17 protein-coding genes are annotated in these 22,822 nt (G+C 71.5%); 10 read left to right on the top strand and 7 right to left on the bottom strand.

Features of this window, described 5'->3' with window-relative positions:
• Positions 1 to 26 precede the first annotated feature (26 nt).
• The 3 genes from Air01nite_RS05135 to Air01nite_RS05125 all read left to right on the top strand — a co-directional run bounded on the left by Air01nite_RS05135 (position 27) and on the right by Air01nite_RS05125 (position 8,682).
• Positions 27 to 3,704: an NIDO-like domain-containing protein gene (locus tag Air01nite_RS05135; RefSeq protein ID WP_203700626.1), complete on the top strand. Its 3,678-nt coding sequence runs from the start codon at positions 27 to 29 to the stop codon at positions 3,702 to 3,704.
• A 136-nt stretch (positions 3,705 to 3,840) separates the two neighbouring features.
• The gene (locus tag Air01nite_RS05130; protein WP_239090503.1) at positions 3,841 to 7,533 is read left to right on the top strand and encodes an NIDO-like domain-containing protein; all 3,693 of its coding nucleotides are present in this window, start codon (positions 3,841 to 3,843) and stop codon (positions 7,531 to 7,533) included.
• Between the two features lie 84 nt (positions 7,534 to 7,617).
• On the top strand, positions 7,618 to 8,682 hold the full coding sequence (locus Air01nite_RS05125; protein WP_203700624.1) for a DUF2855 family protein: 1,065 nt from the start codon (positions 7,618 to 7,620) through the stop codon (positions 8,680 to 8,682).
• Here the strand turns inward: Air01nite_RS05125 and Air01nite_RS05120 are convergent.
• The 6 genes from Air01nite_RS05120 to Air01nite_RS05095 are packed head-to-tail and all read right to left on the bottom strand — an operon-like array spanning position 8,669 to position 13,461.
• Positions 8,669 to 9,181 carry an FBP domain-containing protein gene (locus Air01nite_RS05120; RefSeq protein WP_203700623.1) on the bottom strand — a complete coding sequence of 171 codons (513 nt, stop codon included), beginning with the start codon at positions 9,179 to 9,181 and terminating at the stop codon, positions 8,669 to 8,671. The two genes, Air01nite_RS05125 and Air01nite_RS05120, sit on opposite strands and share 14 nt — an antisense overlap.
• Before the next feature lie 44 nt (positions 9,182 to 9,225).
• A complete protein-coding gene (locus Air01nite_RS05115) occupies positions 9,226 to 10,098 on the bottom strand; it encodes a class I SAM-dependent methyltransferase (protein WP_203700622.1) in 873 nt (290 codons plus the stop codon).
• Complete coding sequence (locus Air01nite_RS05110; RefSeq protein WP_203700621.1) at positions 10,098 to 10,850, bottom strand: hypothetical protein; 753 nt, start codon at positions 10,848 to 10,850, stop codon at positions 10,098 to 10,100. Before Air01nite_RS05110 ends, Air01nite_RS05115 begins: the two co-directional genes overlap by 1 nt.
• Positions 10,844 to 11,992, bottom strand: coding sequence for a galactonate dehydratase (gene dgoD / locus Air01nite_RS05105; protein ID WP_203700620.1), 1,149 nt, complete (start codon positions 11,990 to 11,992; stop codon positions 10,844 to 10,846). Before dgoD ends, Air01nite_RS05110 begins: the two co-directional genes overlap by 7 nt.
• Positions 11,973 to 12,692, bottom strand: coding sequence for a FadR/GntR family transcriptional regulator (locus tag Air01nite_RS05100; protein WP_203700619.1), 720 nt, complete (start codon positions 12,690 to 12,692; stop codon positions 11,973 to 11,975). Before Air01nite_RS05100 ends, dgoD begins: the two co-directional genes overlap by 20 nt.
• Positions 12,693 to 12,711: 19 nt before the next feature.
• Entirely contained in the window at positions 12,712 to 13,461 is a 750-nt protein-coding gene (locus Air01nite_RS05095; RefSeq protein WP_275408182.1) for an SDR family NAD(P)-dependent oxidoreductase, read from the bottom strand.
• 104 nt (positions 13,462 to 13,565) lie between these two features.
• On the opposite strand from Air01nite_RS05095, the gene Air01nite_RS05090 reads away from it, so the two are divergent.
• The 7 genes from Air01nite_RS05090 (at position 13,566) to Air01nite_RS05060 (ending at position 21,912) form a co-directional block, all read left to right on the top strand.
• Positions 13,566 to 14,846: an ABC transporter substrate-binding protein gene (locus tag Air01nite_RS05090; RefSeq protein ID WP_239090501.1), complete on the top strand. Its 1,281-nt coding sequence runs from the start codon at positions 13,566 to 13,568 to the stop codon at positions 14,844 to 14,846.
• Positions 14,843 to 15,745: a carbohydrate ABC transporter permease gene (locus tag Air01nite_RS05085; protein ID WP_203700618.1), complete on the top strand. Its 903-nt coding sequence runs from the start codon at positions 14,843 to 14,845 to the stop codon at positions 15,743 to 15,745. The genes Air01nite_RS05090 and Air01nite_RS05085 overlap by 4 nt, the downstream gene beginning before the upstream one ends.
• Positions 15,745 to 16,626, top strand: coding sequence for a carbohydrate ABC transporter permease (locus Air01nite_RS05080; RefSeq protein ID WP_203700617.1), 882 nt, complete (start codon positions 15,745 to 15,747; stop codon positions 16,624 to 16,626). Before Air01nite_RS05085 ends, Air01nite_RS05080 begins: the two co-directional genes overlap by 1 nt.
• Positions 16,623 to 17,852: a cellulase-like family protein gene (locus Air01nite_RS05075; RefSeq protein WP_203700616.1), complete on the top strand. Its 1,230-nt coding sequence runs from the start codon at positions 16,623 to 16,625 to the stop codon at positions 17,850 to 17,852. Before Air01nite_RS05080 ends, Air01nite_RS05075 begins: the two co-directional genes overlap by 4 nt.
• Positions 17,853 to 17,854: 2 nt before the next feature.
• Positions 17,855 to 19,876, top strand: a complete 2,022-nt coding sequence (locus tag Air01nite_RS05070) for an alpha-galactosidase (RefSeq protein WP_203700615.1) — start codon at positions 17,855 to 17,857, stop codon at positions 19,874 to 19,876.
• Positions 19,866 to 20,654, top strand: coding sequence for a GNAT family N-acetyltransferase (locus Air01nite_RS05065; RefSeq protein ID WP_203700614.1), 789 nt, complete (start codon positions 19,866 to 19,868; stop codon positions 20,652 to 20,654). The genes Air01nite_RS05070 and Air01nite_RS05065 overlap by 11 nt, the downstream gene beginning before the upstream one ends.
• A 73-nt stretch (positions 20,655 to 20,727) precedes the next feature.
• Positions 20,728 to 21,912, top strand: coding sequence for an MFS transporter (locus Air01nite_RS05060; RefSeq protein ID WP_203700613.1), 1,185 nt, complete (start codon positions 20,728 to 20,730; stop codon positions 21,910 to 21,912).
• Here the strand turns inward: Air01nite_RS05060 and Air01nite_RS05055 are convergent.
• Positions 21,890 to 22,747, bottom strand: a complete 858-nt coding sequence (locus Air01nite_RS05055; RefSeq protein ID WP_239090500.1) for a winged helix-turn-helix transcriptional regulator — start codon at positions 22,745 to 22,747, stop codon at positions 21,890 to 21,892. The genes Air01nite_RS05060 and Air01nite_RS05055 overlap by 23 nt on opposite strands.
• Positions 22,748 to 22,822: the final 75 nt, after the last annotated feature.

The following is a 22,822-nucleotide window of genomic DNA, read 5'->3' as shown; positions in this document are numbered from 1 at the left end:
ACGTGAATCTTGGGGGAGGTGGCGCGATGACGCGCCCACGACGTCCGCTGCGGACGGTGCTGGCCGCGGCGTTGGTCGCCGGTGGGCTCGCGGCGCTCGGGTCGGCACAGCCGGCTGCGGCGACCACGCTGCCGACCGGCTTCCAGGAACAGATCGTGTTCAGCGGGCTCAACCAGCCCACGAACATCGAGTTCTCCCCCGACGGCCGGGTGTTCGTCGCCGAGAAGGGCGGCCGGATCAAGGTTTTCGACAACCTGGCCGACCCGACCCCGACGGTCTTCGCCGACCTGTCGACCAACGTCTTCAACGTCTGGGACCGCGGCCTGCTGGGTCTCGCGCTGCCGCCCGACTTCCCGGCGAACCCTTACGTCTACGTGCTGTACACCTACGACGCGCCGCCCGGGCAGACCGCGCCCTACTGGAACGACAACTGCGGTGACGCCAACAACGGGCAGTGCGTCGTGCAGGGGCGGCTGTCGCGCCTGCAGGCCGCCGGCAACGTGATGACCGGCAGCGAGCAGGTGCTCATCACCGACTGGTGCCAGCAGTTCCCGAGCCATTCGATCGGTGACCTCAAGTTCGGCGCCGACGGCATGCTCTATGTCACCGGCGGTGACGGCGCGAGCTTCAGCGCCACCGACTACGGCCAGCTCGGCAGCCCGCGCAACCCGTGCGCCGACCCGCCGTCCGGGGTCGGCGGCGTGATGAACCCGCCCACCGCCGAAGGCGGCGCGCTGCGCTCGCAGGACGTCCGCTCCACCGCCGACCCGACCAGCCTCGACGGCGCGGTGCTGCGGCTCAACCCGGCCACCGGCGCCGCGGCCGCCGGCAACCCGCTGTCGGGTTCCGCCGACGCCAACGCCCGCCGGATCGTCGCGTACGGCCTGCGCAACCCGTTCCGCATGACGATCCGCCCCGGCACCAACGAGGTGTGGGCCGGTGACGTCGGCTGGAACGTCTGGGAAGAGATCAACCGCGTGACCAGCCCGACCACGGGGGTGACCAACTTCGGCTGGCCCTGCTACGAGGGCATGGGCGTGATGGGCTCCTACGACGGCGCCAACCTCAACCTCTGCGAGTCGCTCTACACCAGCGGCGGGCACACCCAGCCGTACTACACCTACAACCACTCCGCCGCGATCGTGCCCGGTGAGAACTGCGGCAACGGCGGCGACGCGATCAGTGGCCTGGCGTTCTACCCGACCAGCGGCGGCAACTACCCGGCGGCGTACGCGGGCGGGCTGTTCTTCGCCGACTACTCCCGCAACTGCATCTGGGCGATGAAGCCGGCCACCGCCGGCGGGCTGCCGTCCACCAGCGCCATCGAGGCGTTCGGGCAGGCCGCGGCCGGCCCGGTCGACCTGGCCATCGGGCCGGGCAACGAGCTCTACTACGTCGACCTCGGCGGCACCGTCCGGCGGATCCGCTACTTCCCGGGCAACCAGCCGCCGGCCGCCGCGTTCAGCGCCACACCGGCCGCCGGGCAGCCGCTGCGGGTCGACTTCGACGCCAGCGCCTCGACCGACGCGGACCCGGCCGACCAGGGCCGCCTGACGTACGCCTGGGACTTCACCAACGACGGCACGACCGACGCGACCGGGGTGACGGCCAGCTTCACGTACCCGGCCTCGGGCAGCTACACCGCGAAGCTCACGGTGACCGACACGCTCGGCGCCAGCGACACGCACCTGGTGACCATCCAGCCCGGCCGCACCGCACCGGTCGCCACGATCGACACCCCGACCGCCGCGACCACCTGGAAGGTCGGCGACACGGTCGCGTTCACCGGCCACGCCACCGACGCCGAGCAGGGCACCCTGCCGGCGAGCGGGCTGTCCTGGCGGCTGCGGATGCACCACTGCGAGAGCGTCGGCAACTGCCACGTGCACGAGGTGCAGCAGTGGGCGGGCATCGCGAGCGGCTCGTTCGTCGCGCCGGACCACGACTATCCGTCCTATCTGGAGCTCGAGCTGACGGCCACCGACGCCGACGGGCTCAGCCACACGGTGTCGCGCCAGCTCGACCCGAAGACGGTCAACCTGACGTTCCAGAGCAACCCGTCCGGGCTGCAGCTCAACGTCGGGGCGTTCACCGGCACGACGCCGTTCAGCCGCACCGTCATCCAGGGCTCGACGAACACGGTCAGCGCGCCGTCGCCGCAGAGCGCCGGCGGTGCCGTCAACACGTTCGCGAGCTGGTCCGACGGCGGTGCCAACAGCCACGTGATCACCGCACCGACGGCGCCGGCGACCTACACGGCCACGTACACCAGCGTGGCCGGCTGCGCCGACAGCTTCGGCTACACCTGCAGCACGCAGACGGGTCAGCCGTTCGCGGCCGCCGACGGCGCGGTGCTGCCGCTGACCGGTGACGACGCCGTCACGCAGGTGAGCATGCCGTTCCCGTTCCGGCTCTACGGCCAGGAGTACGGCAACGCCTGGGTGTCCACCAACGGGTTCGTCTCGTTCGCGGACCCGGCGGCCGGGCTCGGCGCCAACGGCCCGCTGCCGTCGACGGGTCTCCCGAACGCGGCGGTGTACCCGTTCTGGGACGACCTGGTGCAGCGCGCCGACTCCACGGTGCGCACCGGCGTGACCGGCACGGCGCCCAACCGGAAGTTCACCGTCGAGTGGCGCAACAGCGGCTACTACGGCTCCAGTTCCGGCCGGATCCGGGTCTCCGCCGTGTTCGGCGAGGACGGCACGATCACCTACCACTACGCCGACCTGTCGACCAGCGATCGCGAACGGGGCAACTCGGCGACGGTCGGCATCGAGGACGCGTCCGGCACCATCGGGCTCGCGTACTCGGTGGACCAGCCGGTGTTGCGCGACGGCACGACCGTGACGTTCTCGCCGCCGGGCGGCACACCGCCGCCCACCTCCGGCACGATCTCCGGCGTGGTCAGCGCCAACGGCTCACCGCTGGCCGGCGCGACGCTGACGCTGTCGCCGTCGGGCCGCACGGCGACCAGCGCGGCCAACGGCTCCTACCAGTTCGCCGCGGTGCCGCCGGGCGCCTACACGGTGGCCGGCACGGCGCCGGGCGGCTACGCCGGCTCCGCACCGGTGACGGTCACCGCGGGCGGCAGCCACACGGTCAACCTCACGCTGACCGGGCCGCCGCCGGGCACGGGCGACTACGCCAAGACGACACAGACGCGGGCGTACGTGTCGACGGCCGACGGCACCGTGCTGCCGCTGTCCGGAGACGACGCGGTCGCCCAGGTGACGCTGCCGTTCGGGTTCCAGTTCTACGGGCAGCAGCAGACCACGGCCTGGGTGTCGACCAACGGCTTGCTGTCGTTCGTCAACCCCAACGGCGCGACGCCGGAGAACACGGCGATCCCGGCGGCGGCGCTGCCGAACGCGGCGCTCTACCCGTACTGGGACGACCTGGTGCAGCGCTCCGGCAGCGCGATCCGCACGAAGGTGATCGGCACCGCGCCCAACCGGCAGTTCGTCGTCGACTGGTTCAACACCGGCATGTACGGTTCGTCGTCGGCGCGGATCTCGGCGCAGGTGGTGCTCTCCGAGTCGGGCGAGATCGCCTTCAACTACGCCGACCTGGCCACGTCGGCGCGGGAACGCGGTGACTCGGCGACCGTCGGCATCGAGGACGCGGCCGGCGCCAAGGCCGTGCAGCATTCGTTCAACCAGGGCGTGCTCGACAACGGCACGGCTGTGGTGTTCACGCCCAACTGAGGTTCCCACGACCGACCGGGCGGCCAATTCGGACCGTCCGGTTAACGGGACAGGTCACGTGGCTGACGATCAGTTGTCGGCCACGGCGCGAGCATGTGATGTCGTCGCCCGACGTGGCGCGGAGATGGAGCGAACGGTGTCGTTGAGCCTTCGGCGGTTCTTAGCCGGCCTGCTGACGTTGGTGCTGGGCGCGCCGCTGACCTTGGGCGTCCTGGCCGCCGCGCCGGCGGCGGCCGGGCCGTTGCCGAGCGGGTTCACCGAGCGCGTCGTGATGAGCGGGCTCGCCAGCCCGACCAAGTTGGTGTTCGCGCCCGACGGCCGGATCCTGATCGCGCAGAAGAACGGCGTCATCAAGATCTACGACAACCTCTCCGACACCACGCCGACCGTCTTCGCCGACCTCAGCCAGCAGGTCTTCACCTACGGCGACCTGGGTCTGCTCGGCCTCGCCGTGCCGCCGGACTTCCCCGCGACGCCGTGGGTCTACGTCTCCTACACCTACGACGGCCAGATCGGTGGCAGCGCGCCCACCTACAACGACCGCTGCGCGGTGCTCGGCGACTGCATCGTGAGCAACCGGGTGTCCCGGTTGCGCATCGCGGGCGACGTGATGACCGGCAGCGAGCAGGTGCTGCTGCACGACTGGTGCCACCTGTACGAGACGCACGCCGTCGGCGACATCGGGTTCGGCCCGGACGGCGCGCTCTACGTCAGCGGCGGCGACGGCGCTTCGCCGGCGTTCCCCGACTACGGCCAGCGCGGCACCGTCACCAACGCCTGCGGCGACCCGGGCGCGCCGGTCGGTGGCACGATGACACCACCGACCGCCGAGGGCGGCGCGCTGCGCTCGCAGGACGTCCGCACCCCGGGCGACCCGACCGGGCTGTCCGGCACGTTCATCCGGGTTGACCCCAACACCGGTGCCGCGTTGCCGGACAACCCGATGGCCGGCAGCTCCGACCCCAACACCCGCCGGATCCTGGCGTACGGGCTGCGCAACCCCTACCGGTGGGCCTTCCGGCCGGGCACGTCCGAGGTCTGGTTCGGCGACGTCGGCTGGCGCCTCTGGGAAGAGATCGACCGGCTGCCCGACCCGCTCAACAGCCCGGTGGAGAACTTCGGCTGGCCCTGTTACGAGGGCGACATCCGGCAGAACGGCTACGACGCGCCCAACCTGTCACTGTGCGAGACGCTCTACGCGCAGGGGCCCAACGCGGTGGTGGCGCCGCACTACACCTACAACCACGCCGCCGCCGTCGTGTCCGGAGACGGCTGCCCGACCGGCGGATCGTCGCCGAGCGCGCTGGCGTTCTACCCGACCAGCGGCGGCAGCTACCCGGCGACGTACCGCGGCGCACTGTTCTGGGGCGACTACGCGAGGCAGTGCATCTGGGCGATGCTGCCCGGCGCCGACGGTGCGCCGGACCGCACCCGTATCGTGCCGTTCACCTCGACGGCGGCGACACCGGTCGACATGCAGATCGGGCCGGACCAGCGGCTCTACTACGTCGACCACAGCGGGGGCACGATCCGCCGGTTCGACTACAACTCCGGCGACCAGCCGCCGACCGCGGCCGCCACCGCCACGCCGACCTCGGGCAACGCGCCGCTGACGGTCAGCTTCGACGCGTCCGGCTCGACCGACCCGGACGTCGGTGAGGTGCTGTCCTACCAGTGGGACTTCACCGACAACGGCTCGTGGGACGCGGCCGGCGTGACCGCGTCGTACACATACGGGTCGACCGGCGTCTACACGGCCCGGCTGCGGGTCAGCGACCTGGCCGGGCTGTCCGCGGAGACGACCGTGCAGATCCTGGTCGGCACCGGTGCGCCGACCGCGATCATCGACACACCGGCGACCAACCCGAGCTTCAAGGTGGGCGACCAGATCTCGTTCAGCGGGCACGCCACCGACCCGCAGCAGGGCAACCTGCCGGCGTCGGCGCTGCACTGGCAGCTCCTGTTGCAGCACTGCTACGCGGCCGACAACTGCCACACCCACAACGTGCAGGAGTGGGACGGGGTGGCGTCCGGGTCGTTCAACGCGCCCGACCACGAGTATCCGTCCTATCTGGACCTCAAGCTCACCGCGACGGACAACGGTGGGCTCACCCACACGGTCACGCGCCGTCTCGACCCGCGCAGCGTCGACCTGACCTTCACCAGCAACCCGCCGGGGCTCGAGCTGAGTGTCAACGGGGTCATGGTGACCACGCCCGCGACGCGTACCGTGCTGGCGGGTTCGACGAACTCGATCAGCGCGCCCACACCGCAGTCCGGGTACGCCTTCGACAGCTGGTCCGACAACGGCGCGGCCACCCATGTGATCACCGCACCGAGCGCCCCGGCGACGTACACCGCGACCTATGAGGCGACCGGCGGCGGGGGCGGCGACTACGAGGTCAGCGACGCCACCGGGCAGCCGTACGTCGGTGCCACCGCGACCACGCTGCCGCTGACCGCCGACGACGCGAAGCAGCAGGTGTCGCTGCCGTTCGCCTTCCCGTTCTACGGCGTGCCGCAGAACAGCCTCTGGGTGACCACCAACGGGTTCCTGTCGTTCACCGACCCGGGCCAGGCGGGCCTGATCGCGGTCAACAGCCCCCTGCCCAACGGCGACGCGCCCAACGCCGGCATCTACCCGTTCTGGGACGACCTCGTGCCACGGGCCGACTCGGCGATCCGCACGGAGACGCTCGGCTCGGCGCCCAACCGCCGGTTCGTGGTCGAGTGGGGCAACATCGGCCACTACGGCTCCAACTCGGCCCGGCTGTCGGTCAGCGCGGTGCTCTACGAGTCGGGCAAGATCGACTTCAACTACGACCTGCTGAACACCGCCCGGGAGTACGGCAACTCGGCGACGATCGGCATCGAGGACGCCGCGGGTGCGACCGCGACCACCTACTCGTTCAACCAGCCCAACCTCGCCAACGGCAAGCGAGTCACCTTCACCCCGGCCGGCGGTGGCTCCGACGACCCGCCACCGCCGCCGACCACCGGCACGATCCAGGGTGCGGTCACCAACGCCGCCACCGGCAACCCGATCGTCGGCGCCGCGGTGACGCTCGCGCCCGGCGGCGGGTCGACGGTGACCGGCACCGGCGGTGCCTACCAGTTCGGCGCGGTGCCGGCGGGCACCTACACGGTGACCGCGACCTCCGGGGGCCAGTCGGCGTCGAAGAACGTGACCGTGACCGCGGGCGGGACGGTGACGGCGAACCTGGCCGTCGGCAGCACGACTCCGCCGCCGCCGACGGGCGGCTACACGAAGACGACCGAGCAGCGGACGTACGCCCCGGCCACCGGCGGCACACCGGTCGCGATCGCGGGCGACGACGCGACGGCGTTGCTCGACCTGCCGTTCCCGGTGCCGTTCTACGGCCAGAACAAGACGCAGGCGTGGGTCTCGACCAACGGCTTCGTCGCCTTCGCCGAGCCCGACTGGGCCCAGCCGGAGAACGGGGCGATCCCGTCCGCCGCGCTGCCGAACGCCGCGGCGTACGCGTTCTGGGACGACCTGGTGATGCGGGCGGACACGACGATCCGCACGAAGGTGACGGGTTCGGCACCCAACCGGCAGTTCGTGGTCGAGTGGAACAACATCGGCCACTACGGCTCCGCGTCGGCGCGCATCTCGGTCGAGGCCATCTTCGGCGAGAACGGCACGATCGTCTTCAACTACTTCGACCTGACGGCGTCGAAGACCCGCGAACGCGGCGACAGCGCCACGGTGGGCCTGGAGAACCCGACCGGCACGGCTGCGGTGCAGCACTCGTTCAACCAGGCGGTGCTGAGCGACAACCAGGCCATCGTCTTCACGCCGAACTGACGCGCGGCGTGAAGACGATGGCGCGCCCCCACCGGCGACGATCACCTCTTGTCCCCGGCGGTGCGACGTATCTACCGTCATTGAATGGCTTCGTGGACGTTCGCCGTTGACAGGGATGATCTGAGCCGGACCACCGTCGTCGATGGGCCCGAGGTCGAGGCGGGCGAGGGTGCGGCCGTGTTGCGGGTCGATCGGGTCGGGGTCACCGCCAACAACGTGACCTATGCCGTGCTCGGTGAGTCGTTCCGCTACTGGCGGTTCTTTCCGCCCGAGGGCCGCGGGCTCGAATCCGGCTGGGGGCTCGTGCCGCTCTGGGGTTTCGCCGACGTGGTCTCCTCGACCGTGGCCGGCGTCGAGCCGGGTCAGCGGGTCTACGGCTACCTGCCTCCGGCCGGGCAGCTCGTGGTGCGGCCCGAGCGGGTCGACGCGACCGGCTTCCGGGACGGCAGCCCGCACCGGGCCGATCTGCCCTCGCCCTACAACGCCTATCGGCTCACCACCGGCGACCCGGCCTATCGGGCCGACGAGGAAGACCTGCTGGTGCTGTTCCGGCCGTTGTTCTTCACGAGCTTCATGCTGGCCGACTACCTGGCCGACAACGGGTTCTTCGGCGCGACCACCCTCGTGCTCTCCTCGGCGTCGAGCAAGACGGCCTACGCCACCGCCTTCGAGCTGCGTGGCCAGGGGCCGCGGTTGGTGGGCCTCACCTCGCCCGGCAACCAGCGCTTCACCGAGTCCCTCGGCTGCTACGACGACGTGCTCACCTACGCCCAGGTGGAGACGCTGACCCCCGTCCCGACCGCCTATCTCGACCTGGCCGGTGCGCCGTCGACCCGGCACGCGCTGCGCGAGCACCTCGGCGACCACCTGGTGCGCGACGTGGCGGTCGGGTTGACCTACCAGGTGCCCAACAGCGAAGCCGCCGGCGAGTTCTTCTTCGCGCCCGTGCAGATGCGCAAGCGCGGCGCCGACTGGGGGCGCGACGAGCTGGACCGGCGGTTCGGCGCCGCCTGGCGCCGGTTCGCCGACGCGCTCGGCGGCCGGGTCGACATCCGGGTCGGACACGGCCCGGAGGCCCTGCGCACCGCGTGGCTGGCCGCGGTCGCCGGCCGCGTCCCGGCCCAGGTGGGTCAGGTCATCGCGCTGTGACCCGGCCGGCGAAAGCGTTGACGTTGGTCACCGTCCGGTCGATCCGCTCCTCGAGAGTGAGCGTCTCCTCGCGGCGGACCGGGCGCATCCGCGGCTCCCGCTTGCCGCGCACGTAGAGCGAGCAGGCGAGGTCGGCGCAGAGATATTGGCCGATGCTGTTGCCGTTGCGGCCGGCCACGCCCGCCAGCGGCGCGACGAACAGGGTCACCCCGGACGCCGCGTGGTCGGTCAGGCAGACGTTGCACATGCTCGACCGGGACAGGCTGTTGCTCCTGCGCCCCTCGGGCCGGCGCAGCACGATGCCGGTCGGCCCGTCGTCGCCCGGCACCACCAGCAGCGCCCGCAGTGGCGCGGCCGGGTCTGTCCAGCCGAGAAAGTCCAGGTCAGCCCAGGGCACGGCGCCGTCGGCGAAGCCCGCCGGGAGCCGGATCCGGCTCGCCTCGCCCTTGCTGCAGTTGACGAACGAGTCCCGGATGGCAGCTTCGGTCAGTGGTTCCACGCCGGCGAAACTATCGGGCGCGCCGCCCCGCGGTCACGCCGTTTTCAGTCGCGGTCGGCGACCTGGACCTGACTCTGGGCCAGCGAGCGGCGGTGTTGGACCGGCACCGGCATGCCCTCGGCCGTGTCGAGCATGTTCTGGTCCGCCACCACCGTGTACCCGTGCCGGGCCAGCAGGTCGGCCATCGCCTTCGGCGTCCAGGTCGAGCGCCAGGGTTCCCGGGCGAACACGCTCGACCGGCCCGCCGACCGGGACACCGCGCGGGCGACCAGGAAGCCGAGCTTGAGGAACGGCACGGGTAGCTGGAAGTTGACGACCAGCCGGCTGCCGGGCGCCGAGCAGGCCGCCAGCGCGCCGACGGTGGCCTCCACCTCCGCGGGCGTGAGGTAGGGGACCACGCCCTCCCAGATCCAGGTCGTCGGCCGGTCACCGGCATGCCCGGCGGCGGCCAGCTTCGCGCTCAGGTCGTCGGTGCGGAAGTCGACCGGCACGTACGCCGGGGGAGCGCCGGTCAGGGCGGCCGCCCGGGCGCGCTTGTCCGCCTGTGAGGCGGGCTGGTCGACCTCGAACACGGCGGTGCCGGCCAGCTCCGGCATGCGCCAGGCCCGCCCGTCCAGGCCGGCGCCGAGGATGACGACCTGAGGCAGCGGGCGGGCACGCACCGCGTCGTCGATGGCCACGGTGCGCGGCACCATCAGCTCGGTGATCGCCTTGACCGTCTCGAACTCGACCCGCGCCCGCCACTCCTTCGGCGCTCGGCCGTCGCGCACCAACCGCACCGGGACGCGCTCGTCCTCGCGCAGAAGCGGCAAGGCGGTCGGGTCCGCGAACCGGTCGGGCGCCACCAGGTCGTGCGCCGCCGCCCGCCCTTGGCAGACCAGGACGGCGGTGCGGCTCGCTCCCGCGATCTCGGCCATCAACCCGACGGTACTGCGCCGATCGTCAGCCGCCACTCGCACACTCCGGACGGCGGCACCACCGCGGCCTCGCCCGGCCCGGCGTCCGCCAGGTCCCAGACCCGGCCGAGCATGGGTTCGACGCCGATGCTGCGGTAGGGACCGTCGGCCGGCCAGCCGCGCAGGTTGCGCCACAGCGCCGTGGACACCGGCTGGCCGGGGGCGTCGAGCGTGAGCGTCAGCCGCTCGCTGTCGACGACCGTGACCGACGGGCAGTCGACCAGGATGGCGCCGGTCGCGCTGCCGTCGTCGGGGCCGAGCCGGCCCAGCGGGGTCGGCCACGGCGCGACCGCCCCACCGTCGATCCGGGTCTCCGTGCCGGCCGGCGCCGCCAACTCGGCGGCGGGGGAGACGTCGAGCAGCGCGTGCGCGGCCCAGAGGAACCGCCAACCCGGCTCGGCGTGCAGCGCGTAGGAGACGACCAGCGTCGCATCGGACGCCGCGAACGTGCGGCGCAGCACGTAGCCGTCGCCCGCGACCGACGCCGTGGCCGGGTCGAGCGCGGTCCACGGCCGGGACCAGGCGTCGCCGTGGTCGGGTAGGCCGCGGATGGTCGGCAGGCACTCCTCGAGCCCGCCGGCGTCGACGAAGGCCGCACCGGGCTCTACTGTGGACCGCGCCGGCTCGTCCCGGTGCCACAGCCATTCCCGGCCCGCCGCCCGCAACGACGTCCAACGGCCGCCGAGCGCGAGGTCGGCGGTGACCGTCACCATTCGGCGAACGACCCGTCCTCGTGCCGCCAGACCGGGTTGCGCCAGGCGTGCCCGGCCGCGTCGGCCTGCCGCACCGCCCGCTCGTCGATCGAGATGCCGAGGCCGGGCGCGTCCCACCGCGCGATGTGGCCCGCGACGATCCGCAGCGGCTCCGGGTCGGCGACGTAGTCGAGCAGGTCGGCCCCACCGCGGTGGTAGTGGATGCCCATGCTCTGCTCCTGGATCAGGAAGTTGGGCGTGGCGAACGCGACCTGCAGGCTGGCCGCGAGCGCGATCGGGCCGAGCGGGCAGTGCGGCGCGAACAGCGCGCCGTGGGTCTCGGCGAGCGCGGCGATCCGGCGCACCTCCGAGATGCCGCCGGCGTGCGACAGGTCCGGCTGCACGACGCTGACACCGGCCCGCAGCGCGGGCAGGAAACCGGCGCGGTCGTAGATGCGCTCGCCGGTGGCGACGGGGATCGTGGTGCCGCGGACCAGGTCGCCGAGCAGATGGGTCTGCTCCGGCACCAGCGGCTCCTCGACCAGCAGCGGCCGCAGCGGAGCCACGGCCGGCAGGATCATCCGCGCCGCCGGCAGGCTGGCCCGGCCGTGCAGGTCGATCGCCAGGTCGCGGTCGTCGCCGAGCGCCGCCCGGGCCGCGGCCACCCGCTCCACGATCCGGTCGATCTCGGCGGGCGTCGGCACCGGTGCCAGCCGGCCGCTGGCGTTCATCTTGACCGCGGTCATGCCGGCCGCGACGTGCTCGGCCACGGCGTCGCCGAGCTCGCCGGGCTCGTCGCCGCCGATCCACGCGTAGACCCTGGCCCGGTCCCGGACCGCGCCGCCGAGCAAGGCGTGCACGGGTGCGCCGTACGCCTGGCCCGCGATGTCCCACAACGCCTGGTCGAGGCCGGCGACGGCGCTGGAGAGCACCGGACCGCCCCGGTAGAAACCGCCCTTGCTCAGCACCTGCCAGTGCTGCTCGATCCGCAACGGGTCCTCGCCGAGCAGGTACTCGCTGAGCAGCTCGACCGCGGCCCGGACCACCTCGGCGCGACCTTCGACCACCGGCTCGCCCCAGCCCACGAGGCCCTCGTCGGTGGCGACGCGGCAGAACAGCCACCGCGGCGGTACGAGGAAGGTCTCAATCTTGTCGATCTTCACGCGGGGTTCTCTCCAGCCTGGCCACGTCTTCGATGGCCTGGTCGAGCAGCTTGCGCATGGCGCGCGCGGCCTGTGCGGGGTTGTGTCGCCGGATCCCGTCGACCACTGCTTTGTGGCTGGGCACCGGATCGTTGGGTCCGTCGGCGCCGTGCACCATCCGGTCGCGTTCGGCCAGACCTGTCTCGATCACCACCTCCATGCGCTGGATCAGCTCGTTGTGGGTGGCGGCGAGCAGGGCGCGGTGGAAGGCGAGGTCGGCGGCGACCGCGGCGAGCGGGTCGGCGCCGGCGGCGGCCATCTCCTCCAACGCCGCGTCCAGCGCCGCGAGGTCCTCCTCGGTGGCCCGCGCCGCAGCCAGGCTGGCGGCTCCGGGCTCGACGATGCTGCGCAGCTCGTGCAGGTCGTCGAAGAGGCCGGGCCGGTGGGCGCGGGCGAACTGCCACCGCAGGACGTCGGCGTCGAGCAGGCTCCAGGCCGCCCTCGGCCGCACGAACGTGCCGCGCTTGGGGCGCGCGTCGACCATGCCCTTGGCGGCCAGCACCCGCAGCGCCTCGCGCAGCACGGTGAGGCTGACGTCGAACTCGGTCTGGAGGGCGGTCAGGTCGAGGATGGCGCCCTCGGGAAGCTGGCCGGTGACGATCCGCTGTGCGAGGAGCTCAACCGTCTGGCCGTGTACGCCACGCGCCGTGTACTGCTGCATGCTGTCGTCTCTCCCTGACTCACGCGGACGCTTTGGTGGCGGTCCAGCCGCCGTCGACCACGAGGCTCGCGCCGGTCACGTAGGCCGCGTCCGGGGAGGCGAGGAACGCCACCGCGGCGGCCACCTCGTCGGGTGTGCCGAACCGCTTGGCCACCGTCTCGGCCACGCTGCGCGCGCGGTCGTCCTCGGACACCCAGTCCCATGCGGCGGTCATGATCGGTCCAGGTAGGACGGTGTTGACCCGCAGCGCCGGACCATACTCCACGGCGAGCTGCCGGGCCAGCGCGACGAGCCCGCCCTTCGCGGCGGCGTAGGCGGGGCGGCCGGGCAGCCCGACCAGCGCGTGCACGGACGAGACCACGACCACGCTGCCGTCGTGGGCGCGCAGGTCGGGCAGCAGCGCCTTGACGCCGAGAAAGGTGCCAGTGAGGGAGACGGCGATCTGCCGTTCCCAGGAGGCCAGGCTGGTCCGGTCCGCAGGGGCGACATCCACTGTGTACGCGTTGCTGACCAGCACGCCTACCGGGCCGAACTCGTCACGCGCGGTAGCCGCCAGTGCGGCCCAGTCGTCCTCGCTCGCAGCATCGGCCAGCACCGCCTTGGCGCGGCCGCCCGCAGCCGTGATGCGAGCCGCGACGTCGTCGGCCGAGCGCACGTCGGCGAGGACCACGGCAGCGCCGTGCGCCGCCAGTCGCACAGCGCAGGCAGCACCGATGCCTCCGGCCGCACCCGTGACAACAGCGGTGCGACCTGCGAAGATACCCGCCACGCGGCGACCTCCCGGATCACGATGTCTTCATTAATTACGAAGATATGTTGACAGGCCATTCTCTGTGATGCAACCTCTTGGAAACACGACCCAGGAGGCTTCGCATGGTTTCTGTTCCCCTCAGTCGCCGCGGGTTCCTCGCCGGGATCGGCGGTGTCGGTATGGCCTCGCTCCTCGGTGCATGCGCTACCGGGAGTGACGACAGCAGCGCCGGTGCCGCCTCCACGACGCTGACCCTGCAGTCGTCGCTTTCCGACCCTGACCCCAAGGCCGCGCTCACCAAGGTCGTCGAGGGATACAGCAAGACGCCGGTCACGCTCAACACGATCGCGATCGAGACGTTCCGGGCCCAGTTGCCCACCTACCTCAACTCGGGCAACCCGCCGGACGTGCTGACCTGGTACGCCGGCTCGGTGGCCCGCGACTACGCCGGCAAGGGCTTCCTGCTCGACGTCTCCGACCTGTGGACCGGCAACGGCGCCTGCGCCGGCTTCTCCGACGCGCTCAAGGAACTGTCCACTGCGGACGGCAAGCAGATCTTCGTGCCCACCAACTACTACTGGTGGGGCGTCTTCTACCGGAAGTCCGCCTTCCAGGAGTGGGGCGTCCAGGTGCCCACCACCTGGGACGAGTTCATCGCGGTCTGCAAGACCATCAAGAGCAAGGGCGTCGCGCCGATCTCCATGGGCACCGGCTCCACCCCGTGGGTGGCCTCGGGCTGGTTCGACTACCTCAACCTGCGGATCAACGGCGCCGAGTTCCACCGCGACCTGTTGGCCGGCAAGCACGCGTTCGACGGCCCCGAGGTCAAGACCGTGATGGACCACTACCGCCAACTGGTCGAATACATCGACCCCAAGGGCCGGTCCTACTCGTGGCAGGACGCCGTCACCCCGCTGACCGCCAAGAAGGCCGGCATGTACCTGATCGGCGCCTTCATCACCTCCGGCGTGCCGAGCGACGCGGTCGACGACCTCGACTTCTTCCGCGTGCCGATCATCGACCCGAGCGTGCCGGTGGCCGAGGAGGCCCCGACCGACGGCTACTTCGCCAGCGCGAAGTCCAAGAACCCGGAAGGCGCCAAGGAACTGCTGTCCTACCTGGCCTCCGCGCCGGCCCAGCAGCAGTTCATCCAGCTCGCCAAGTCGTCGAACCTGCCGACCTCGCAGCAGGTCGACACGACCACCTTCGCGCCGCTGGTGCAGAAGGGCATCAAGCTGCTCAACGAGAGCAAGGCGATCACCCAGTTCTTCAACCGGGACTCCAGCGACGAGCTCCAGACCACCGCCGACACCGCGCTGACCAAGTTCCTGGACAAGCCCGGTGACGTCAACAAGATCCTGGCTGAATGGCAGGCATCCGCGAAGAAGGTCCTCGGCTCGTGACCGCGTTGGCGGCACCACCAAGGAAAAAGCGCCTGCGCGCCGTACCCAAGGTGGTCTGGTTCTTCCTGTTGATCCCGGCGGCGGTCGAGATCGGCATGGTGTTCTGGCCGGCGGTCAACAGCTTCTACCTGTCGTTGACCGAGTGGAACGGGCTGGGCGCGGCCAAGCCCGTCGGCCTCGACAACTTCAAGAACCTGTTCGCCGACGACATCTTCCGCGGCGCGCTGTGGAACAACGTCATCTGGGCGATCGGGTTCGGTGGTCTCTCCGTGCTGGGCGGGTTGGCGCTGGCGGTGGCGCTCAACCGGCCCCGCCGGGGCGTCGGCCTCTACCGCAGCGCCATCTACCTGCCGATGGTGTTCTCATTGGCGGTCACGGGCCTGTTCTGGCGGGTCCAGTACCAGCCGGACGGCACGATCAACACGCTGCTCGGCGCGGTCGGCCTGGAGAGCGTCGAGAAGCAGTGGCTGGCCAATCCGGACACCGCGCTCTACGCGGTGCTGATCGCCGCGGTCTGGCGCCAGGTCGGCTACGTGATGGTGCTCTACCTGGCCGGGCTCAAGAGCACCGACCCGACGCTCGACGACGCGGCCGCGACCGACGGCGCCGGCCCCTGGCAACGGTTCCGCTACGTCACCTGGCCGCAGCTGCGCGGCGTCAACACCGTGGTCTTCGCGGTCACCGTGATCGACTCGCTGCGCACGTTCGACATCGTCTGGGCGATGACCCAGGGCGGGCCGTACCACTCGTCGGAGCTGCTCAGCACCTACATGTTCCAGCAGGGCTTCACGTTCCTGAACCTCGGTTACGCGTCGGCGATCGCCGTGGTGATCTTCGCGCTCGCGCTGATCTTCATCATCACGTACCTGGTCCGGGCCACGAAGGAGGAGGTCGCCTGATGTCCACCGCGACCCTGACCCCCGTACCCGCGAAAACCGCAGGTCCGCCACCGACCAAGCCGAAGCGGCGGCGCGGCTGGGTGTTCCACGCGGTGATGGCGCCGCTCACCCTGCTCTGGGTGGCGCCGATGGTGTTCGTGCTGGTGCTGGCGTTCCGCTCGTTCGACGACATCGCCGCCAACGGCACCGCCGCCTGGCCGGTCTCGTTGAGCCTCGAAGGCTTCCGCGAGGCGCTCGGGCGCGGCACGATGGGCCGGGCGTTGTGGACCAGCGTCCAGGTGACCGTGCCCGCCGTGCTGCTGAGCCTGCTGCTCGCGTCCTGGGCGGCGTACGCGTTGTCCCGCTTCCACATCCCCGGCCGGCGGGCGATCCTGCTGACGATGCTGGCCGGCAACCTGCTGCCCCCGCAGATCCTGCTGATCCCGGTGTCGCGGGTGATGGAGTCGCTGGGTATCTACGACACGCTGTACGCGCTCGTCGCGATTCACGTCGGCTTCGGGCTCGGCTTCTACACGTTCGTGCTGCACGGTTTCATGCGGTCGATCCCGGAGGAGCTGACCGAGGCGGCCCGGATCGACGGCGCCGGCGTAGTGCAGATCTACGCCCGGATCATCATGCCGCTGTGCCGGCCCTCGTTGGCCGCGCTCGGCGCGCTCGCCACGACCTGGATCTTCAACGACCTGATCTGGGCCATCACCGTGCTGCGCACCGAGGCCAAGCTGCCGGTCACCGCGGCGCTGCTCAACCTGCAGGGCGGGTACGTCAGCAACTGGAACGTGGTCGCCGCCGCCTCGGTGATCGCGGCCGTGCCCACGGCCATCGTGTTCTTCGCCTTCCAGCGGCACTTCGTCTCCGGACTGTTGATGGGATCGAGCAAATGACGCGTACCCCAATGACGATCTCGTTGTGGGACTTCACCTGGTACACCCGCACCGGACCGGGGGAGCCGTTCGCCGATCTCGGCGAGGCCTTCCGGCAGGCGGTCGAGCGGGGCTACGACACAGTGCGCATCTGCGCGATGCCCTACCTGCTCTTCGGTTCCGGGCTCGACACGTCGGCGCTGCGGTTCACGGGGCTGGGTGGTGAGTTCGGGCAACGGACCCGGTGGTACGACGTGCCGTCCGGGCCGCCGGTCGACGGGCGGGCGCACCTGCTGGAGCTGTTCCGTCAGGCCAAGGCACACGACTGCCGGATCATCGTGTCGAGCTGGGAATACCAGCAGAGCCCGTCGTTCGGCGTCGACGACGCGTGGCACCGTGCGATGCAGGCGGTGCCCCGGGCGGACCGCACGGTCGCGCTGGCCGACGCCCACGCCGCGCTCGTGGACTTCGTGCGCGCCGAAGGGCTCGACGACGTGATCGCGTACGTCGAACTGCACAACGAGGTGCAGTACAGCGGCTTGCACGCCGGCGAGGGCGTCGTCGGGCTGCGCGCCTCGATGGAGCGTGGCATCGACCGGTTCAAGGAGCGACAGCCGGCCGTGCCGGTCACCGTCAACTACGCCCGGGTTCCCGTCGGCGAGATGCGCGGGCTGCCGCGCAACATGGACGTCGCGGTCTTCCATCCTTACGTGTACGGCGTTCTGGGCCAGCTCTACGACGAGTTCGCGCTGCGGGACACTTCTAGAGCTTTTCCGCAAGACCGGGCGTTCGCGGAGCTGCTCCGTGACGGGGCGCCGAAGCTCGAGGACTGGCGGCCCCCGGCGTCCTGGAAGAGCGAAGCGACGATCGTTCCCCACCGGGAGATCTACACCCACGACTGGTGCGACCCTGACAGGTGGGACCGCTGGCTCTACGACCGCTACAGCGAGCACCGGCACGCGATGCGGGAGACCATGGAGACCTGGCTGGCCGTGGCCGCCGACCACGCCGCCGCGCGCGGGATTCCGCTGGTGTTCGGTGAGGGCTGGGTCGGTTACACGCCGCTGCACGCCAACTTCGAAGAGGGCCCGGTCGGTACGGAGATCTGCGCGCACGCGATGCGGAGGGCCCGCGACCTCGGTGCCTGGGGCACGGTGGTCTGCTCCAACGCGGCGCCGCACCATCCGATGTGGCAGGACGTGGCGCTGCAGCGCCGGCTGAACGACGAGTTCCGGGAGAACCGCTGACCATGTGGACGATCGCCGGTGCCAGCACCGAGTACACCGTTGCCGCCGCAGGCGACCGGATCGACCTGGTCGCGTGGGGCCCCCACGGTGTCGGCGACGGACCGTCGCCGTTCGCGTTCCACGGCAGGGTGCAGTACATGCTGCCGGGGGACCTGGCGGCGGTCGAGTACGCGCCGGACGGCGCGCGGCCGTTCCTCGGCGCGGACCTGGCGGTCGCGGGGCAGGTGCTGACGTGGCGGTTCGACTCTATGACGGTCGACGACGGGCTCGCGGCGACGTTCGCCGACGAGGTGACCGGGTTGCGGGTGGTGCTGCGGTGGCGGTTCGCGCCGGGGACCGACGTGGTCGAGCGGTGGGCGGTCGTGCACAACGACGGGCCGTCGCCGGTCTCGCTGACCCGGCTGGGCTCGGCCGGCTTCTGCGTGCCGACGCCGTCGGGCGCTGACTTTTCGTACCTGTGTGGACAGTGGGCGCAGGAGTTCACGCCCGCGTCGACGCGGTTGACTCGCGGGCGGTTTTCGATCGGCAGTGCGCAGGGTGTCACCGGGCACCAGTTCGCGCCGTACCTGGCGGTCTCCAACGGTGACGCCGTCTACGGCGTGGGGCTGGCGTGGACGGGGTCTTGGGAGATCGTCGCTGACGTGGACGCGGCCGGGCTGACCAGGGTGCGGGTCGGGCGGTCGCTGGACGGGGCACCGGTCACGCTCGCGCCGGGCTCGTCGGTGACCACTCCGGTGGCAGCCGGCGTCTACAGCGCGGACGGCCTCGACGGGCTGGCCCGGCAGTGGCACGCCTACCAGCGGGTGCTGGCCGGTGACCGGCTGGCCCGTACCCCCAAGGTCATTTACAACTCGTGGGAGGCGACCACCTTCGACGTGACCGCCGAGGGTCAGTTGGCGCTGGCCGACGTCGCGGCGTCGCTGGGCGTCGAGACGTTCGTGGTCGACGACGGCTGGTTCGTGGGCCGCGACGACGACCACGGCGGCCTCGGCGACTGGACCCCGGACCCGGCCAAGTTCCCGGACGGCTTCGGCGCCTTCGTCTCGGCGGTGCGGTCGCGGGGCCTGGAGTTCGGGCTGTGGGTCGAGCCGGAGATGGTCAACCCGAAGTCGGCCCTCTACGAGGCGCATCCGGACTGGGTCTGCCAGGCTGACGGGCGCCCGCTGAGCACGATCCGCAATCAGTACCTGCTCGACCTGGGTCGCACAGACGTCTACGAGTTCGTGCTGTCCATGTTGGACAACTTGCTCTCGGCGTACCCCATCTCGTATCTGAAATGGGATTTCAACCGCCCGCGCACGGAGGCGGACCGCTCGGCCGCGGACCTGGACGGCGCGCACGTCCACAACCTCTACCGCATCCTCGACCACCTACGCACGGCCCACCCGTCGGTCACGATCGAGGGCTGCGCGGCCGGCGGCGCCCGGGTCGACCTGGCGATGGCCGCCCGCACGGACGTCCTGTGGCCGAGCGACAACACGGCGCCGCTGGACCGCCTGCGCATCCAGCACGGCTTCTTGTCGGCGTTCGCACCGCACCTGATGAGCTCGTGGGTGACGGACGCGGACGGGATGTTCGACGAGCGCACCCGCTCGCTGGCCTTCCGCTTCGTGCTGGCCTGCGCGGGCGTCCTGGGCATCGGCGCGGACATCACGAGGTGGTCGGCCGCGCAGCGCACGGAAGCGGCGTCGTGGGTGGCCCGCTACAAGGAGATCCGCGAGCTCGTCACACGCGGCGATTTGCACCGCATCGGCAGCCCGGACGAGGCGCGCTGCGCGGTCCAGTACACGCTCGACGACCGGGTCGCCGTCCTGGCCTGGAACGCCGGCGGCCTGGACGGCCTCGACCGGGTCCCGGCCCGCGACATCCGCCTGCCTCTGCAAGGCCTGGACCCGAAGGCCCGCTACCGCGCGGGCGAGGCCACCTATTCGGGCGCCCACCTGATGTCCGTCGGCCTCCCGGTCCGCTGGACCCCCACCCACGACGCGGACCTGATCGTGCTACACGTTTCTGGTGACGAATGACGAACTGCTGAAGCTCCATGACGAGCAGGTGCGTGGGACGGTCGCGGGGCGGTTGCCCGAGTCGTGGAAGGCCGGATGGGACGGGCCTGTGCTGCTCGCGCGGTCGCCGGGGCGGTGGCTGGCCTTCGCGCAGGAACTGGACGGGCTGCGGGTCGACGAGCTCGATCTGTTGATCGGGCGCGTGCGGGAGCGGGCCGCCGCCGCGGGGCGGGCCGTCGAGTGGAAGACCTACGCGCACGACCGGGCCGATCTCGTCGATCGGTTGCGGCTCGCCGGGTTCGTGCCCGAGGATCGCGAGACCGTGGTGATCGGTCTCGCGGCCGACCTGACCGAGGCCGGGCAGGCGCCCGCCGGGGTCGTCATTCGCACCACCACCGACCACGACGACCTGCGCCGGATCGCGGCCATGGAGTCCGAGGTCTGGGGGCAGGACTGGTCGTTCCTGGCCGACGACCTCCGCGACCGGATCGAGTCCGCGCCTGACGACATCGTCGTCTTCGTAGCCGAGGCCGAGGGCGTCGTCGTGTCCGCCGCCTGGATGCCGATCTTCCCCGGCACCGAGTTCGCGGCGCTGTGGGGTGGTTCGACGCTCGCGGCCTGGCGGCGTAAGGGCATCTATCGCGCGCTGGTCGCCCACCGGGCCCGCGTCGCGGCCGCGCGCGGGATCCGTTACCTCATGGTCGACGCCTCCGACGACAGCCGCCCGATCCTGCAACGCCTCGGCCTGCGCGCGGTCACCACCACCACGCCCTATGTCTGGGCGCCGGAAAGCGTTTGACGGCACCGATAATCTGATCCTCCGTACCTCGAGGTCGAGGGGGCCCCGCCTCTTCGACTCTCGGGAGCTCCTGATGCGCCGGGCGCCTGCCCTGTCCTTCCTGCTCGTCACCGTGTTCATCGACATGCTCGGCCTGGGCATCGTCGTGCCGGTCGTGCCCGCTCTCATGCTCGACCTCACCGGCCGGGCGGCCGACGCCGCCACCTGGTCCGGTCTGCTCGGGTCCAGTTTCGGGCTGCTGCAGTTTCTCACCGCGCCGCTGCTGGGCCGGCTCGCCGACCGGTACGGGCGCCGGCCCGTCCTGCTCGTCGCGCTCGCCGGCCTCGGCGTCGACTGGCTCGCGCACGCGCTGACGCCGACCGTCACACTGCTGGTCGCGTTCCACGCCCTGGCCGGTGCGTTCGCCGGCACCACCACCGTCGTCAACGCCTACGTCGCCGATGTCACCCCGCCCGAGCGCCGGGCCGGCGCCTTCGCGCTGGTCGGCTCCGCGTTCGGGCTCGGGTTCGTCGCCGGCCCGCTGCTCGGCGGCGCGCTCGGGTCCGTCGACCCGCGGCTGCCGTTCTACGCCGCGGCCGGGCTCGCCTTCGCCAACGTCGCCTACGGCTGGCGCGTCCTGCCCGAGTCCCGCCCCGGCGACCGGACGACCGCGCTGAGCCTGCGTGCGGCGAACCCGTTCACCGCCATCAAAACCGTGCTGCGCCGTCCCGTGCTGGGCCGGCTCGTGGCGGCCCGCTTCTGCGCCGACGTCGCGCGGATGACCCACCAGGCGATCTGGACCTTCTTCGTCACACACCAGTTCGCCTGGGGTACGGCGCACGTCGGTGTCACCATGTCCGTCGGCGCGCTCGCCGGCGCCGTCTTCCAGGCCCGGGCGGTCGGCCCGATCGTCCGAAGGCTCGGTGACCGAAACGCCGCCGTCCTGGGCAGCCTGTGCGGAGCGATCGCGTTGGGCGCGACGGCGTTCGCGACCACCCCGGCCGCGATCTACCTGCTCCAGGCCGTCGGCGTGGTCGGCGGCGTCGGCGTGGCCGCGGCGCAGTCCTGGCTCTCCCGCGCCACGGGGTCGGACGAGCAGGGTGCCGTCAACGGCGCGGTGACCGGTGTCGGGGCCGTCGCCGAGACCGCGGTGCCGGTCCTCGCCGGTGCCGCCTTCGCCTGGTCGTTGAGCTACGCGGCGCCCGGCGCGGTCTTCGCCGGCGCCGCCGCCTTCGCGACCCTCTCGACCGCCCTGCTCATAGGCTCGCGCCGACCGTGAGCGCTTCGTCGACCGCGGCCGGGATGTCCGTCACCGGGAAGATCGTGTGGCGGACCACCCGGTCGCGGTCGGCGACCAGGACCAGGCGCTTGAGGCGCTGCTGCTGGGCGATCCGCACGGTCGGCAGGCGCAGCGCCGCCGCGAGGACCAAGTCCACATCGGACAGCAACGGGAACGGGATGCCCTCCTCGGCGGCGAACGCCGCCTGTTCCTCGGGCCGTTGCGTGCTCACGCCGTGCACCGCCACCCCGGCCGCCGTGAACGCGGGCAGGCGGTCGCGGAACAGGCGGTTCTCCAGCGTGCAGCCGATCGTGCCGGCGATGCCGTCCCAGCCCGCCGGGTGTGGGGTCGGCCGGCCCGTGGCGGGATAGGCGAACAGCACCGTCGCGGTCGACGCGAGCACGTCGCGCGGGCCGGCCGCGGACGGGAGTGACACCGGCGGCACCGTGGTGCCGACCAACGCGCGGACCCGGTCGCTCTCCGCTCCGGACGGCAGCGCGGTCAGCGAGCCGTCGCCGAGCAGCCACCGGTCCGCCCAGTCCTGCATCCCGACGAGCACCGGCAGGAACGCCTCGCCGCGCTCGGTCAGGCGGTACTCGTACCGCGGCGGCCGATCCTGGTAGCGCGACCGCGCGAGCACACCGTGCGAGACCAGGTGGGTCAGGCGCTCGGTGAGCACGCGCCGCGAGACCGCCAGCTCCGCGACCAGTTGATCGAAGCGGTGCTGCCCCCGCGCGACCTCGCGCAGCACGAGCAGGTTCCACCAGTCGCCCATGACGGCGGCGGCCTGCGCGACACCGCACGCCTCGTCGACCTCACGTACCCGAGAACTCACACCGGCCTCCTCTCTGTACATCCTGCGCCCCAGCCGCTAAGTTCCCAACTGAAACTTACTGAGTTCCAAAATAAA

Source organism: Asanoa iriomotensis (assembly GCF_016862515.1).
Classification (GTDB): Bacteria; Actinomycetota; Actinomycetes; order Mycobacteriales; family Micromonosporaceae; genus Asanoa; species Asanoa iriomotensis.
Note: the sequence above shows the minus strand (reverse complement) of the source record. Positions and strands in the feature narration are given on the sequence as shown.